The following is a 16,822-nucleotide window of genomic DNA, read 5'->3' as shown; positions in this document are numbered from 1 at the left end:
TAATGAGCATTTTTAAGAAAAAACAACGAAGTATTTACGACGCTCAACCACGAATTGATTTTAATGATAGCCCAACCGAACCAATCGTCCATAGTGATCAACTATTAGCAAAACCTGTTCTTGCTCCAGAAACACCCTTTCAAAAGGTGAATTTTGAGCGTGAAAACGAAATTCAAAATTCTTCGGAGACTAGTAGTGATACAAGTGTCTTTACAACTAGCTTCATTGCTGATAGTTATAATGATGCTCCAAAAATGGCGGATTTATTATTGGCAAAAGGACAATTAATTGTTCATTTAGAAAAATTACCAAAGGCAGAACGAATACGGTTATTGGACTTTATTAGTGGTGCTATGTATGCTTTTGATGGTGATGTTCAAAAAATTGATTATAAAACCTACCAATTTACAATTCAAAAAGATGCTTAATAAAACCCAATTATTGCAACATTATCAGCAAGATTATGAATTAATTAATAAGATTAAAGGATGATGTGAACAAGCACGCCGCGGTCAAGTTATTCACACAGATTTTCTTGATTTACGGCAAATTGCAATTTTACAAGCAATCTTGGCACAAGAAAAAATTTCTAATTATGTTATTCATAAACCATTAACAAATGGTTTTCGTGCAACAGTTAGCTTTAATACTAGCCACGATCATGCAGTTATTTTACATGCGAAACAACCAACATCGCATTTTTTTCAACATCATCAGGTGCTTGGTTTTATTTTAAACCAATTACAATTAGAATTACGAGTCATTGGCAATTTATATATCACAGCGAATGATTTATATTTAAGTCTTTTAAAGAAAATTATTCCCGTGTTTGTTGATGCCCCATTAATTGTTCAAAAGAATTTATTAATTTGAACGATTAATCCTGCTCCGGTTGTTATTGAATACCAATTTACTATTTTTACAAAGACAGTAAAAAGTTTACGACTAGATGCGGTAGTAAGTGCAATATTTTGTAATGTTTCACGACAACAAGCACAAAAATATGTTGATTAAAATTATGTTTATGTTAATTTTTCCGTGGTAAATAATAAGACTTTTCAAGTTTCTTGTGATATTATAATATCAATAAAACGGTATCGTCGTTTTAAAATTAATGCAATTTTACCATCAAAAAATCAACATTATCGAATTACAATTGCAAAATTTGCATAAAAGTAGGGGAAAATATGGCAGGACAAGAGAAAGATTTACGGACAGTTATTTATGAACAAAATGAAATTATTGAAAAATTAACATACGATAATCGACAATTAATGTTGCGTTTACAAGAATTGCAACATTTAGAGCATATTTCACGTTATAATATCGAAAAGTCACGCGAAGCATTTGAAGTTGCAAGTCATAATGCAGGACGCATTATTATGAAAGCAGTTGATTTTTCTTATGCTTTTAAAGAAGAAATTTCGGTATTACTTGATGACATTGATCATAATCGGCATAATCCCCAAAATGTGTTAAAAGTAATTGATGATTTTTTAGAAAGAAATAAACGAATTTATGCCTTTTCCATTAACGATGGTGAACGAATTACAGAATTGATTAAAAAAGAAATTATTAACAAAATTAAATAAATAGTGTAAGATTTACTTATAGGAAAACAAACCACGGTTATTTGATCGTTTTATTATAGCAAGATTAGGATGATGTGAGCTAATCATAAAAGACAAATAATTATCTCTTGTTTTTACAATTTAAAATTAAGAAAAAAAGGTAAATATTATTGCAATATTTATAAAGTAAGATGGTACCGCGCATTGGCGCTCTTATAGTCTTACTTTTTTTATGACAGAAAGGAAAAAACACGAATGAATTATAAAGATACATTATTAACTCCCAATACTTTATTTGAAATGAAAGCTAACTTGGCGGAAAAAGAACCACAAATTCAGTTAGAATGACTTAAAACAAATGTTGTTTCAGTACGCTACCAACATAATGTTAGCAACCAAGCCTTTATTTTACATGATGGGCCTCCGTATGCAAACGGAGATTTACATGTTGGTCACGCCTTAAATAAAATCTTAAAAGATTTTATTGTTCGTTATTATAACCAAAAAGGATTTTATAGTCCGTGAATTTGTGGCTGAGATACGCATGGTTTGCCAATTGAAACTGCTGTTGTTAAAAGTGGAGTTGATCGGAAAACAACCCTACCAGTCGCATTTCGCCAAATTTGCCGCCAATATGCTTTAGACCAAATTGAAAAACAAATTACGCAATTTAGTCGGCTAGGATTATTTAGTGATTTTCAGAAAAAATATGTGACATTAGATTTGGCATATGAATTAGAACAATTACGTTTATTTCAAACAATGGTCCAAAAAAAATTAGTTTATCGCCAATTAAAACCAATTTATTGATCACCTTCAAGTGAGTCAGCTTTAGCAGAGGCAGAAATTGAATATGCTGATTTAACATCACCATCAATTTATGTAACTTTTACGGTGACAACAGGAAATAAGACAATTAACCCAGGAACAAAATTTTTGATTTGAACAACAACACCGTGAACAATTCCAATGAATCAATTATTAGCGGTCGGCAAAGATATTGTTTATGTTGAAGTACTTGTTGAGGATGAAAAATATTTATTTGCTAAGGTTTTATTAGACCAACTGCAAACATTATTAAATTGAAAAAAAGTTAAAATTGTGGAAGAAGTGGTTGGTGCCAAATTAGTTGGCATTATTACAAAACATCCTTTATATGAACGTGATAGCCTTGTTGTGCTTGGCCACCATGTTACTGTTGAAGCTGGAACAGGAATTGTTCATACAGCATCCGGATTTGGTGAAGATGATTATTTAATTGCGCGGGCTAATAATATTCCAATCTTTGCCCCGTTAGATGATGCTGGAAAATATACCGCTGAAGTAGCAGATAATAGTTTAGTTGGTGTTTATTATGAAGATGCTAATAAAATGATTGGACAACGATTAGAACAAAATGGTGCTTTGTTAAAATTAAAGTTTACAAAGCATCGTTATCCAATTGATTGACGAACAAAAAAACCAGTTATTTACCGAGCAACAGCACAATGATTTGTTTCAATTGAAAAAATTAAACCAGAATTATTAAGTGAAATTAAACAAGTACAATGGAATCCACAATGAGCAGCAAAAAGAATGGAAACAATGATTGAAAATCGTCAGGATTGATGTATTTCTCGACAAAGATTATGGGGTGTGCCAATTATTGCCTTTTATGATGAAAACAATCAACCACAATTTACAACAGAATTAATTGAACATGTTATTAATTTATTTGCAAAAGCAAAAACAACGGACATTTGATTTGAATGAAGTGCTGATCAACTGTTACCACCAGCTTATCAAAATCGCAATTGACAAAAAGAACAAGATATTATGGATGTTTGATTTGATAGTGGAGTTAGTAATTTAGCAGTAACCAAAGAATATAATTTGCCCCATTCCGTTAATGTTTATTTGGAAGGAATTGATCAATTTCGAGGGTGATTCAATTCATCGCTAATTACTTCGGTTGTTGCAACAGGACATGCTCCTTATCAAGTTGTTTTATCACATGGGTTTGCTAATGATGAAAAAGGGCGAAAAATGAGTAAATCATTGGGCAATGTTATCTCCCCATTATCGATTACTGACCAGTGTGGGGCTGATATTTTGCGAATGTGAGTAGCTTCGGTTGATTATCGTGATGATGTTAAAATTGGTTCAGAAATTTTAAAACAAATTGCTGAAGCTTATCGAAAAATTCGTAATACATTGCGGTTTTTGTTAGCAAATTTAAATGATTTTAATCCACTAACAGATTTACAACCAAAATTAGCGGAAGTTGATTATTATGTCTTACATTTAGCTCGTGAATTTCAACAAAAAGTAAATAAAAATTATGAAGAATTTATTTTTAATAATGTTTATACTTTAATTAATAATTTTGTTACAAAAACATTATCAAAATTTTATTTGGATTTTACAAAAGATATTTTATATATTGAGGAAATGAAATCACCACGTCGTCGTGCGGTACAAACAACATTATATTATTTATATCGGATTTTAGTTGATGTTTTAAAACCAATTATTCCGCATACCGTTGAAGAAAGCCACCGCTTTATTACATATCCCCACCAACAAAGCTCGGTTCATTTAGAAGAAAATTTTGTTTTAACAATGTCAATTAATGATAAGTTAGTTGCAAAATGAGACCAAGTGTTAAAGTTACGAGATGATGTTAACAAAGAATTAGAACGTCGTCGTGAACAAAAAGAAATTAAAAAATCATTAGAGTGTCAAGTAACGATTGCTTTAAAACCACTCTATGCAAGTTTAGCAACAATTAAAGATTTATATCAAATTTTTATTGTTAGTGAAATTATTTTTACTACTGACCATCGGAACTTAACGGAATATGAAACTAGTTATTTAAAAGTTCAAGAAAAAGATGGTCTAAAATGCCAACGTTGTTGAATGATTTATAATCAGTTAAATGGACAAAATAATGAAATTTGTAATCGTTGTTTTAATGTTTTATCGGCAAAAAATGTGCGATAATGTATAAAACGAAAAAGGAGTCAAAAGCAAATGAAAGAACGAACAAAACAATTTTGATATGATTTTAAAGACCATTTTAAAAATCGGAATTATATTTGAAAATATAAAATCCAAGTTTGCCTATCAATTTTTATTTCGTTATTAATTTTAGATATTATTACGAAGCAATTAGCTTTTCATTTATTGTCACATGACCCAGCGGCTCCCGAAGTTAAATTTCTTGATGGATTTATTAATTTTAAATTTATGGTTAATAAAGGAATTGTTTTTGGGACAAACGCTGATAATTTTCCACTTGTCATTGTTGGTGCAGTTTTCATTACTTTGTTTGCATTTAGTATTTTTTTATATATTAATAATAAAATTGCCGCCGTTGGTTTAATTATGATTACGACGGGTGGCTTTGGGAATTTAATTGACCGAATGTGAAATCATGGTGGTGTTGTTGATTTTCTAGCATGAATTTTATTTCCACCTTATAGTGTGTTTAATTTAGCTGATACTTGAGTAACATTTGGTGTTATTGTCTTAATTCTTGCTATTATTATTGAAATTATTCAGTTTTATCGTGAACGAGCACGAAACAAACGTGAAGAGCATTCGAATTCAAATGGCTAAGTTTACGTTAATTGTTTCATCATCAGCTCGAATTGATAAAATTTTAACTGATTATTTTAAAACAAATACCACTCCTTTTTCACGAACTAAAATACAAGAATTAATTAAGCAAGAGAAAGTTCAAGTTAATGGGCAAGTTGTACGGGCAAATTATGTTAGTCAAATTGGAGACCATGTTATCATTGAATTTCCAAGTGCTAAAGCAAGTGAATTAACACCCTTGGCAATCCCATTAACAATTTTGTATGAAGATAGTTATTTAATGGTTATTGATAAACCAAATAATTTAGTTGTTCATCCAGCCCCAGGGCACCAGAATGATACTTTAGTTAATGCTTTATTAGCACGAGGGGTGCAGTGGTCAACTGCTAGTGGTGAACAACGGCCTGGAATTGTGCACCGGATTGATCGCCAAACAACGGGAACTTTAATTATTGCTAAAAATGATGTTGTTCATCATCAACTACAGCAACAAATTCAAACAAAGCAGTTACAACGCCGCTATTTAGCTCTTGTTCATGGTCAAATCATTGAAAATCGGGCAAAAATTGACGCGCCGATTGGGCGTGACCCTAATAACCGTAAGAAAATGGTAGTCACAGCAAAAAATTCTAAAAAAGCATTAACTAATATTGTTGTAATTGAACGCTTTAATGATTATACTTATATAGAGTGTGAATTAGAAAGCGGACGAACTCATCAAATTCGAGCCCATCTAAAATACATTAATCATCCTATTGTTGGTGATCCGTTATATGGCACAGTCGCTGATAAAAAAGAAAGTTTTGGACAATATCTGCATGCATATCAATTAAGGTTTATTCATCCAGTTACTAAAGAATCTCTGACCATTACAGCAGCCTTACCACAAGAGTTTGAACAAAGATTAGCAATATTACGCGCGAAAGGATAGAAAACAATGAGTTTTGATAAAGATAAGTTATCTCTAGTTGATTATTTTTTAAAACAAGAAAAATACAATGTTTATAAAAATAAACCACGCAATAATAATGTTTATTTATATAAAGTTGATAGTAAAGAATTTCAAATTATTAAAATTATTGATGATTTTAGTGGTGAATTTAATGACTTCATCATTAATGATGAAGTTGTGCAAACGTTAAAGACTTTTTTAAATAAGAAATTTCAACGCGCAAAACTTACTATTTTATCAATTGTTTTAATTGAAAATCGTTCGCAAATTTATAAAGATGATAATGGCGATGTAACATTATTTGTTGATAAAAATAATTATCTTGATCGTTTAAGTACTTATTATCCTAAAATTACAATGTTGCAAAAAAATAACGAAAATGATACTTCAATGGCTGGAATGACAACTGAGGAAATTTTAGATGGGATTAAAGATCCTAATAGTAAATTAACAAAAAATTTAAAACAACTAAGTGATAAATTAAGTGTCAATAACCTTGGTGTTACTTGAGTTTTAATTGCTTTGTTATTAATTATTCCAATTGTTGGAATCTTTTTTGGTGCTCAAATTTTTAATACCCAAGGTTTAAGCGAAGGAGCGACCCAACTTGTTTATGGTGGGGTTACACGTGATTTATTAATTTGAAATAATCAATGATGACGATTATGAACATATGTTTTATTTTCAAGCAATCCATTGTTAGTAGTTTTAAATTTATTTCTGATTTTTAGTGTTGCTCGTTATGTGGAAGCTCTTTTAGGGCGTTGACGCTTATCAATCATTTTAGTGGCTGGAATTCCGTTAGCGGGAGTCTTTTTAGCAGCCCTATTACCAAATTGAATTTTTGGTGGGTCAACAATTTTATTAGCAATTTTATGAGGAAGTTTATTTAGCTATAATTATGGTAAAGAAGATTTAGGGGCTCTAATTGCAAACCAACGAACTTTAATTATTATGCTTTGGTTATTAATAATGCCAATCTTTTTAGGTTATTCATTTTATTTAATTAATTTTGTTGGCTTTTTTGTTGGTAGTGCTCTTGGTTATGCCTTAGAATTTAACCGTTCACATCGTGTTAATTGAACAATATTATATCCGGTTTTTATTATTGTAACAATGATAGTGGTTAGTACAATTGCATTATTATGAATCCGTTATGTTCCACCTTTTAATAGCGCTGTTATTAATGCATTATTGAGTTATTACCGCGCAGGCTTATTGGAACAGAGCGCAATTGAAGATATGTTAAATAATTATTATTTTTATCCAAAAGCAAATTGACCAATCTTTTTGTTACAAAGTCAAGCTAATCTTAATGATATTTTTTCTAACTTGAAGGAAGGAATCTCTAATTTATGACAACAGTAGCAGAGAAAAAACGTAATGATTATTTATCATGAGATGATTTCTTCTTAAGCGTTGCGCATGTTTGTGCAATGCGAAGCAAAGACCCCCATACCCAAGTTGGCAGTTGTGTTGTTAATCAAATTGGACAAATAATTGCGACAGGTTATAATGGTTTACCCCGTGGCTTAAATGATGATGTTTTTCCATGATCGCGAGAAGGGAAATATTTAGAAACAAAATATCCTTATGTTGCGCATGCTGAATTGAATGCCATTTTAAGTGCACGAACAAATTTAGAAAACTGTCGGATTTATACAACTTTATTTCCTTGTGCAGAATGTACAAAAATTATTATTCAAGCTGGAATTAAAGAAGTTATTTATGATGATGACAAATACGAAGGTAGCGATGATAATCAAGCAGCAAAACGGATGTTTGACCAAGCACAAGTTCGTTATCGTTGTTTACCAATTATTAATGTTATAGTAGAACGACAAAAGGAAAAATAATTAATTTACAAATAAAACTATCAATTATCAAATATTAACAAAATACTTTAGTAACTTATTTTATTTATCAAATATTAGAGGCAGAAAGGTTTTTTAGATGAAGCATTTTTTTACGGATCGGAAATTATTAATTTATCGGATTATTGGTATTATGTTAATTTTTGTTTTTTTAGTTTGTGATTTTATTTTAGCTTTAAAAACAAACAGTGGCATTTATGGGCAGTTACCAACTTATGGGGAGCGCTTAAGCCATTATTATTCATATTTTACGACGCAAACAAATTATTTAGTTTTTGTTTATTTTGTTTTTTATTTATTTCAAAAAAAATTTAAAAATACAAAACCAGATTTTATTATTCGATTAATGGTAACAGTTTATATTACAATGACAATGCTAGTATTTTGATTAGGGTTAGCAGTTCAAGGTGATATAGTAACAAATATGAGTGTTTATGAATGAATTTCAACATTTATTTTGCATACCATTATTCCAATTGCGATGATTTTAAGTTACATTGTCACAGCTGGTGATACATTTTACAAATTTGAAATCCATCATAAAACAAATTATTGATTAATTTGTTTATATCCAACCCTATATTTAATTTGTATTTTAATTCGTGGTTATATTCGGCACAGTGATCACCAACCAGACAATACTTTATTTCCTTATTTTTTCTTAAATTTTTATGCAACAAATGGCTTTGCTTTGTTAGCTGTTGGATCAGTATTAATTTTTACGCTATGTACTTCATTTCAATATTTTTATATTTGAATTAATAACTTATTTTATTTTCGCAAGCAAATTAAAGAAAATAATATTACAAAAGTTGACCAAATTAAAATTATGATAAATATTAAACAACATCGCCAATTAGATCAAAAAGGTAAAATTGCCATGATCCTAGCGATTTTAGTTGCTATTTTTAACATTATTTTTTCGGTTCTATATTATGTTTATCGTGATATGTGGTCAAAAATCTTAAATTATCCTTATCAAAAAGAACTTGTTTTAGCTTTCAGTATTATTATTAGCATTTTTAGCATTATTACATTACTTTTTTCCATTTTAGGATTAAAAAATTTTTATTGAGCTCGAATTGTTGTTGGTTTTTGTTCAATTGCGTTAGTATGTTTTAATTGAATTTGAATTCTTGGTCCTGTCTTTGATATTATAATTGCAACATTATGTTTAAATAATCACAAATATTCAAAAGCAGATTTAGATGCTTATTTAGCAACACACCAACAACCATTAAAATATAAAGCAAAAATAATTCCTAATGAAATAATTTCTTTTGATGAAGATGAAAAATAATCTTTCTAGAAGATTATTTTTTTGTTAAATTAAAATGCTCTTTTAAAAATTGAGTATAAGTAGTTGTTGGCATTATTTTTTTATATTTACGGGCTAGTGCTTTAACATCTTCACTGGCTCCTAAGGGGAATGATAAATGATATTTTGTTTCAAGTTCATTAATTTTAATTAGAAAAACTGCACGACTTAAAATAGCGCTACAAGCAATGGCTAATGATTTTTCTTCTCCTTTAGTGATAAAAACAAGGTTATCTTTTATAATTGAACTCATTTTAGTTTGTTGTAAATATTCAAAATATTTTGTTTCATTAACAAATTGGTCAATAAAAATTGTTTTATTAGTTAACTGATATTTTGCTAATAATTGGACTAAAGCTTGATTATGGGCTAAGGTTTTAATAATATGGGCGTTTTGGTATTTAGTATATCATTTATTATAAAGTTCATTATTAATAATAATAGTGATACTTTTGACCATTTTTTTAATTTTTGGGGCTAAACTTAAAATTTGTTGTTTTGCCATCTTTTTACTATCTTTGATTGGTAACTTTGATAATTCATTAAAAGTTGCAATAGGAAGATAAGAAGCTGTAACAACTAGCGGACCAAAAATATCGCCAACACCAACTTCGTCATTACCAATAACATCTTTTTGAAAATATGTAACTGGAGCAGAGACATTTTTATTTGGTAAAGAACTGGTTAAGGATGGAAAAAAACGCTGTGCTTCTTTTTCAGCTTGATAGCCTTGGAACAAAACACTTTTTGTTTTATAAATTGTAATAATAATTCCATTTTTATTAAAAACACTAACTTTATTGGGATCTGTATTATTAATTACATAAGTTTGATAGGCAGTACTAATCGCTTTAATAATTGTGGAATCAACTTTTTTAAAACTGATATTATTCATATGATGGCCCTCATTGTTTTCTTTTATAAAATTATTATATCGTTTTTCATCCTTTTTTGTTAAAATATTAATAAGTTATCAAACGGAGGAAAAAATTATGATTAAAAATGTTGGTATTGATATTATTCAAAATAAACGAATTAAACTATCGACAGCATTCATTCAAAAAGTATTAAGTCCAGTTGAAATAAAACAATATGCAGCTTTTTTTAATAAAAATGCTCAACGACAATTTTTAGCAGGCCGATGAGCAGTAAAAGAAGCTTTAATTAAAACCTTAGAAACTAAAGTAATTTTAAACGAAGTAACAATTTGTTTAAAAGATGATAATAATCTTCATGTTGAAGGTCTTTCGTTAAAACAAAATGAACTTGTTCATGTTTCCCTTAGCCATGAGCGAGATTATAGTGTTGGCTTTGCAATTTTTTCAACTTTTTAACAATTTTTAATAATTGTTTTTTTGTTTTTTTTGACAAAAGTAGAGTATAATGATAGTGAAGAAATTTACAAAAAGAGGGAGAAAACATTAATGAATTATTCATTTGATGATATATTATTTAAAGACTTTTGTAGTAACCCTTTTATTCGTCAATGAATTCTTGAAAATAGATATATCAGTGATGGTGTCTTGAAGTTCTTTTTATGAATGTTTATTTTTTCTGCCTTTTTTTTATTTACAATTCTTTCATCATGAACTTTTTTACATTATAAAAGTAAAAAAATTAGTGCTTCGCGTAGTTTACTAAATTTTGTTTCAATTATTGGTGGAATTAGTACTTTTTTCTTTAGTAAATTAATTTGAAATTTAGTGTTAGTACCAGACTATTCAATTGATCCAAGTTATTATCGAATATTATTAACAGGATATTCATATGTACAATTAACCATTACCATGGCTATGATTTTCAATAGTCGGCGTTTAGTTTCGCTTTTGTTATATATTGTTTATGCTTCACCGTTTGTTATTATTGGCCCCGTTATTCTTAATAATTTTAATGATGTGAATCTTCGCTATGATAAAGAATTATTTATTTTATTAACCATTTTAGTAATAACTATTTTTATTGCTAGTTTACAATTATGTGGTCTTTTAACTCGCCAAGATGAAAAAAGCAATGTTATTCGTTTTGTTATTATTTTAATTCTTTTTAATATTATTAATAATACTTCAAAATTATCAATTCCAATGATGTTAGAAGAAAATATTAAATTGCGTCAATTGTTCCAACAAATTTACTCTATTGCAACATTAATTGTGGATTTATTTGCCATATTTATTTTAGTATTGTATTTGCAGCAGTTGTTAAGTCGTTCAAAAGATGAGATTTATCAACTTGAAAATTTAGATTCAATTAAAATTTTAACATTGCAGCAGCTTAATCCGAATTTGCCATTAATTAATTTTTCAAAGGAAGAAATTAATCCTAATGATTGGACATTAAAAATGTTGAATTAAAAATATTTGTTATTTTTTGATTTACTTATTTTTATTTATTTAAAAATTATAAAACCTTGAAAAACAAACAATTTTTAATTAAAACACAATAATAAAAAAATGAACAGAAACCAAATGAACAGCCAAAAATGTTATTTATCTTTGATAAATAACATTTTTATTTGTTTGTTTAAAACAAAATATGTTATAATTTTATTGCTTGTATTCAATAAAATTAATGATATACAATACACATTTATGGATTAATTTGCCTAGTGCTATTTGTTTTAATAAGATAGTGGTAAATGTTAGAAATAAATGGATGTTTTAACGAAAAGGAGAATTAAATAGAAATATGGCAAAAGAATTAACAAGAGAAATGTTATGAGAAGCTGGTGCTCAGTTTGGACATCAAACAAAACGATGAAATCCAAAAATGAAACCATATATTTATGGTGAAAAGAATAAGATTCACATTATTGATTTACAACAAACATTATGAAGATTAGAAGATGTTAAAAAATTAATGGCAAATATTGCTGCCCGCAAAGGAAAAATCTTATTTGTTGGAACAAAAAAACAAGCAAAATGAATTGTTAAGGATGCAGCAGAACGTTGCGAATCTTTTTATGTTAATCAACGTTGATTAGGAGGAACATTAACAAACTTAAAAACAATTCATTTACGTGTTAAACGATTATGAAATATTGAACGCCAAGAAAAAAATGGTGAATTAAAATTGTTACCAAAAAAAGAGCAAATGTTAATTAAAAAAGAAAAAGATAAATTAGAAAAATTCTTAGGTGGAATTAAAGGGATGAAGGAATTACCACAAGCATTATTTGTGGTTGATCCAAAAGAAGAACATATTGCTGTTCGAGAAGCACGTAAATTACGAATTCCAGTCATTGCTATTTGTGATACAAATGTTGACCCAGACCCAATTGACTATATTATTCCAGCAAATGATGATACTTCACGTTCAATTGCAATTATTACTCATCATATTGCTGATTTATATGGTGATGCAATGGGGATTAAAATGCCAGAACCTCAATTTAAACCAAGTGAATTTACTCGCCGTGATGGTGATGAGAATCGTAATTCACGTGGTGGACAATACGATAATCGAAGAATGAGCGGAAGAAATGAACGTGGAAGAGACACACATTATTCACATAAAGCACCAAATTCAGGAAAAGAAGAGGCACCTGTTGGAACAGAACCTGTTGCAACAACATCAGCACCAAGTTTTAATTTCAATACAATTAATGTAGTTGATAATGATTTAGAGAAAACATTATCAAAATTAAAAGTTGATGAGTTAGAAATTCTTAGTGAAGGATTTGCTTTACCAAAAGCAAAAAAAGCTGAAATGGTTAGTGAATTAAGCAAGCATTTAACAATTGTTGATAATAAAATAGTAAAAAAATAACATAAAAATTAGATTGTATTAAATGGTTAGTTTCAATACAAGCACCTTAAATTTGAAAGGAGAATTAGTATGGAAGTTACTGCACAATTAGTAAAAGAATTAAGAGATAGAACAGGAGCCGGAATGCTAGATTGCAAAAAAGCATTAGAAGATACTGGCGGGAATATTGAAGAAGCAATTACATGGTTACGTGAAAAAGGCATTACCAAAGCGGCTAAAAAATCTGATAGAGTTGCTGCAGAAGGATTAGTAGGTTTAGTAACTAAAGGTGATAAAACAGTTATTTTTGAAGTTAATTCAGAAACTGATTTTGTTGCAAAAAATAAACAATTTTTAGATTTAATGGCAACCGTAGGAGAAACCTTAATTAATAATGACCCAAAAACTGTGGAAGATGTATTAAAAGTGTCAGTTAATGGTGAACCATTAGAAACTGTTATTGTTCATGCTATTGCAACAATTGGTGAAAAGATTACTTTACGCCGTTTTAAAACAGTGCATTTAAAAACAGATCAATCACTAGGAGTTTATTTACATTCTAATAATCGTATTGCAACTGTTTTAATTTTTAGTGGTAAGATTGACGAAACAATTGGAAAACAACTAGCAATGCATGTTTCTGCAATGCGACCACAATTTATTTCACGAGATGACATTTCAGTAGATTTTTTAAATAGTGAAAAAGCAATTTTAACTGCTGAAGCAAAAAATGATCCAAAAAATGCTGGAAAACCAGATAATATTTTAGAAAAAATGGTTGAAGGGCGTTTAAATAAACAATTAGCAGAAATATCATTTTTAGACCAGGTTTTTGTTGTTAATCCTGATCAAAAAATTAGTGATGTTATAAAAGCAAATAATGTTAATGTCGTTGATATGATTCGTTATGAAGTTGGCGAAGGAATTGAAAAAGAAGAACTTGATTTTGCTTCAGAAGTAATGGCACAAGTTCTCAAGTAAGAATAATTGTGATAGAAAGGAAAGCCTAAAAGTGGAAAATACTGAAAAAGGAACAATAATTGCAATCTCAATGGCAGCATTCTTATTTGTTGTAGTTAGTTTATCAATTATTGGTTATTTAATTAGTTTTACAAAACGAGAATTTAAACCACGTTTTATTAATAAAAAAATTTTAATTATTTTATTTACAGTGTTAGGAATTAATTTACCAATTGTTATTCTTGGATTTTTATTCCAATTTGTTATTAATTTATCATCAACTGCACCGTTAATTATTATGATTGTATTGGCTTTTGGTTTAACAGTTGGGGTAGGAATTTATATTTTCTTATTTTTACAACTAATTGCCGTTGGAATTGATGAAAAAGAAATTGCTTTTTTAGGAGAACGAATTTTAATTCGAAAAATTACTCGTGTTGAACGCAATGATAAAACAAATCAATTAGTAATTTATTATATTGAAGGAAGCCGTAGTAAAAAGAAATGTCGTTTTTCTTTAGCAAGTCAAGCGGGACAATTTATGTTTAATAATGTTAATTTATTAAATCAAGAAATTATGCCATTTGTTGATGGTCAAGCCGAGCCAGAATTAAAAGTTAGTGAACAAGAAAACAGTGAAGCACCAGTTTCTGAACCAAAAGAAGACGAAAAAACAAAAAAAGATTAAGCAATTTATTTGGAAAATCTTTTTTTGTTTTTTTAAGAAATATTTATTGTTTTTTTTAAAAAATTATTGTACAATTGCTACTATAAGGGAAAGAAAAAAAGAAAGATATAAATTGTATAAAGTAGGGTTAGAAGCAATTAATAATTATTATTAATGTTATTTTTCTCTTATATATTCAATGTAATTTTAATTACATTTGCTTTTAATAAAAACACTACTTAATAGAGAAAGGAAATATAAGAAATGAAAAAACTTTTATCGATTTTAGCAGTTTTTGGTGTATCAGCTGTCGGAACAACATCAGTGGTTGCATGTAATAAAACTGAAAGTAATAATTTATCAATAGTTAAAACAATTGCAGTACCTGCAACTGTAGCAACAGCAAACCCAAAACAAGTTACAAACGCTGAAATTAAAACAGCGTTAGAAGCTAATGTTTTAAAAGCAGTGCAAGGAGTTGTAAAAACAGCAACAGCAGCTGATTTTCAATTTGATGTTTATCAAGACAACAAAGGTACATCATTAACAACAATTAATTTAGAAGAAGGTAACGTTGAAGTTTATGTTCAAATTACTCCAGCAAAAGATAAAACTGTTGTTATTGGTGAAACAGGATACATTAAAGTAACTTTACCAAAAATAAAAGTAGATATTTCAGGTGTAGTAATAGATCAACAAATTGTAGAAATTAAAGCAGCAGACCCAAAACAAGTTACAAAAGATGAGTTAAATGCAGTTAATACTTATGCAACTCTTGCAAGTGCTGTTTTAGAGGCTATAAAAAATAAAGCACCAAATGCAGGAGCAAGTGATTTTGAAATTACAAATAATTGTGATGCGGGAGACTATTCAGCTCAAAAAGATGTTAAAGTAACAGTTAAAGCAAAAGATGAATCACCAAACATTTCTGGTGAATTTAAAGTTAATGCAAAAGTAAAAGCTACATTAGCACCACCAAAAGCAGGATAAGAATTAACTTTTTCTTATTTAGAACAAAATAAAAAACACTTATTAAAGTGTTTTTTATGTTTTTTAGTTAAAAAAATCTTTACAATCTTAGAATATCAACTAAAATTAATATAAACAAGATAAAACAAGCAAAAGAGAAGGAGAAAAAGCATGCTTAAAAAAATTGGAATTTTAACATCTGGTGGTGATTCACAAGGGATGAATGCTGCAATTGCGGGAGTTATTAAAACAGCACATGCAAAAGGACTAGAAACATATATTATTCGTGATGGTTATTTAGGATTAATTAATAATTGAATAGAAGTTGTTGATAATAATTTTGCGGATAGTATTATGCTTTTAGGGGGAACTGTGATTGGAAGTGCACGCTTACCGGAATTTAAAGACCCAGAAGTACAAAAAAAAGCTGTTGATATTTTAAAAAAGCAAGAAATTGCGGCATTAGTAGTTATTGGTGGTGATGGTAGTTATCAAGGTGCTCAACGGTTAACAGAGCTGGGAATTAATTGTATTGCTTTACCGGGAACAATTGATAATGATATCACTTCATCAGATTATACGATTGGGTTTGATACTGCAATTAATATTGTTGTTGAAGCAATTGACCGCTTGCGTGATACAATGCAATCACATAATCGTTGTTCAATTGTTGAAGTAATGGGTCATGCTTGCGGTGATATTGCTTTATACGCTGGGATTGCTGGTGGAGCAGATATTATTTCAATTAATGAAGCTGCTTTATCTGAAACAGAAATTGCTGATCGGGTTGCAATGTTACATCAAGCACAAAAGCGAAGTGTCATTGTTGTTGTTAGTGAAATGATTTATCCAGATGTGCATAAATTAGCAAAATTAGTTGAAAGTAAAAGTGGTTACATTACTCGTGCAACAGTTTTAGGGCACACTCAACGGGGTGGTAATCCAACGGCAATGGACCGTTATCGTGCTTTTCAAATGGCACAATTTGCTGTTGAACAAATTATTGCAGGCGTAGGTGGTTTAGCAATTGGAAATCAAGGTGATCAAATTATTGCTCGTCCAATTATGGAAGCATTAAGTATTCCGCGTTCATCACGGAAAGAAATTTGAGCTAAATTTGATCAATTAAATCAGAATATTTATCAAAAATCATAATTTTGCGATAAAATAAGGTGGTAAGATATT

The 16,822-nt window shown here is 29.1% G+C and carries 17 protein-coding genes; 16 read left to right on the top strand and 1 reads right to left on the bottom strand.

Translation table 4 applies throughout. The annotated features are described in order from the left end of the window. The first annotated feature begins 2 nt into the window (after positions 1-2). The 9 genes from SCITRI_RS05475 to SCITRI_RS05435 all read left to right on the top strand — a co-directional run bounded on the left by SCITRI_RS05475 (position 3) and on the right by SCITRI_RS05435 (position 9,279). On the top strand, positions 3-428 hold the full coding sequence (locus SCITRI_RS05475; RefSeq protein ID WP_071937549.1) for a cell division protein SepF: 426 nt from the start codon (positions 3-5) through the stop codon (positions 426-428). Further along, entirely contained in the window at positions 421-1,014 is a 594-nt protein-coding gene (locus SCITRI_RS05470) for a hypothetical protein (protein WP_237237846.1), read from the top strand. Before SCITRI_RS05475 ends, SCITRI_RS05470 begins: the two co-directional genes overlap by 8 nt. Positions 1,015-1,187: 173 nt before the next feature. Beyond that, entirely contained in the window at positions 1,188-1,592 is a 405-nt protein-coding gene (locus SCITRI_RS05465) for a hypothetical protein (protein WP_071937548.1), read from the top strand. Positions 1,593-1,826: 234 nt separating this feature from the next. After that, entirely contained in the window at positions 1,827-4,553 is a 2,727-nt protein-coding gene (ileS, locus tag SCITRI_RS05460) for an isoleucine--tRNA ligase (protein WP_071937547.1), read from the top strand. Between the two features lie 30 nt (positions 4,554-4,583). Beyond that, positions 4,584-5,171 carry a signal peptidase II gene (gene lspA, locus SCITRI_RS05455; RefSeq protein ID WP_071937546.1) on the top strand — a complete coding sequence of 196 codons (588 nt, stop codon included), beginning with the start codon at positions 4,584-4,586 and terminating at the stop codon, positions 5,169-5,171. Continuing rightward, on the top strand, positions 5,164-6,084 hold the full coding sequence (locus SCITRI_RS05450; RefSeq protein ID WP_071937545.1) for an RluA family pseudouridine synthase: 921 nt from the start codon (positions 5,164-5,166) through the stop codon (positions 6,082-6,084). The genes lspA and SCITRI_RS05450 overlap by 8 nt, the downstream gene beginning before the upstream one ends. A 6-nt stretch (positions 6,085-6,090) precedes the next feature. Further along, a complete protein-coding gene (locus tag SCITRI_RS05445) occupies positions 6,091-7,473 on the top strand; it encodes a rhomboid family intramembrane serine protease (RefSeq protein ID WP_071937544.1) in 1,383 nt (460 codons plus the stop codon). Further along, the gene (locus SCITRI_RS05440; RefSeq protein WP_071937543.1) at positions 7,461-7,961 is read left to right on the top strand and encodes a deoxycytidylate deaminase; all 501 of its coding nucleotides are present in this window, start codon (positions 7,461-7,463) and stop codon (positions 7,959-7,961) included. Before SCITRI_RS05445 ends, SCITRI_RS05440 begins: the two co-directional genes overlap by 13 nt. Positions 7,962-8,058: 97 nt before the next feature. After that, entirely contained in the window at positions 8,059-9,279 is a 1,221-nt protein-coding gene (locus tag SCITRI_RS05435; protein ID WP_071937542.1) for a Pr6Pr family membrane protein, read from the top strand. Between the two features lie 13 nt (positions 9,280-9,292). Here the strand turns inward: SCITRI_RS05435 and rnhC are convergent, their stop codons facing one another. After that, positions 9,293-10,192 carry a ribonuclease HIII gene (gene rnhC / locus SCITRI_RS05430; protein ID WP_071937541.1) on the bottom strand — a complete coding sequence of 300 codons (900 nt, stop codon included), beginning with the start codon at positions 10,190-10,192 and terminating at the stop codon, positions 9,293-9,295. Between the two features lie 97 nt (positions 10,193-10,289). Between rnhC and SCITRI_RS05425 the strand changes: the two genes are divergently transcribed. The 7 genes from SCITRI_RS05425 (at position 10,290) to pfkA (ending at position 16,792) form a co-directional block, all read left to right on the top strand. Then, a complete protein-coding gene (locus SCITRI_RS05425) occupies positions 10,290-10,631 on the top strand; it encodes a holo-ACP synthase (RefSeq protein ID WP_071937540.1) in 342 nt (113 codons plus the stop codon). Positions 10,632-10,721: 90 nt separating this feature from the next. Further along, positions 10,722-11,648 (top strand): hypothetical protein, encoded by a 927-nt coding sequence (locus SCITRI_RS05420; RefSeq protein WP_071937539.1) that lies wholly within the window; start codon positions 10,722-10,724, stop codon positions 11,646-11,648. A gap of 334 nt (positions 11,649-11,982) precedes the next feature. Continuing rightward, on the top strand, positions 11,983-13,062 hold the full coding sequence (gene rpsB / locus SCITRI_RS05415; RefSeq protein ID WP_071937538.1) for a 30S ribosomal protein S2: 1,080 nt from the start codon (positions 11,983-11,985) through the stop codon (positions 13,060-13,062). Between the two features lie 69 nt (positions 13,063-13,131). After that, entirely contained in the window at positions 13,132-14,022 is an 891-nt protein-coding gene (tsf, locus tag SCITRI_RS05410; RefSeq protein ID WP_071937537.1) for a translation elongation factor Ts, read from the top strand. A 31-nt stretch (positions 14,023-14,053) separates the two neighbouring features. Next, positions 14,054-14,689 carry a hypothetical protein gene (locus SCITRI_RS05405; RefSeq protein ID WP_071937536.1) on the top strand — a complete coding sequence of 212 codons (636 nt, stop codon included), beginning with the start codon at positions 14,054-14,056 and terminating at the stop codon, positions 14,687-14,689. Positions 14,690-14,932: 243 nt separating this feature from the next. After that, positions 14,933-15,658: a spiralin lipoprotein gene (locus SCITRI_RS05400; RefSeq protein WP_071937535.1), complete on the top strand. Its 726-nt coding sequence runs from the start codon at positions 14,933-14,935 to the stop codon at positions 15,656-15,658. A 150-nt stretch (positions 15,659-15,808) separates the two neighbouring features. Beyond that, the gene (gene pfkA / locus SCITRI_RS05395; protein WP_071937534.1) at positions 15,809-16,792 is read left to right on the top strand and encodes a 6-phosphofructokinase; all 984 of its coding nucleotides are present in this window, start codon (positions 15,809-15,811) and stop codon (positions 16,790-16,792) included. The last annotated feature ends 30 nt before the right edge of the window (positions 16,793-16,822 follow it).

Origin of the sequence: Spiroplasma citri (assembly GCF_001886855.1) — a bacterium.
GTDB lineage: Bacteria > Bacillota_I > Bacilli_A > Mycoplasmatales > Mycoplasmataceae > Spiroplasma > Spiroplasma citri.
Note: the sequence above shows the minus strand (reverse complement) of the source record. Positions and strands in the feature narration are given on the sequence as shown.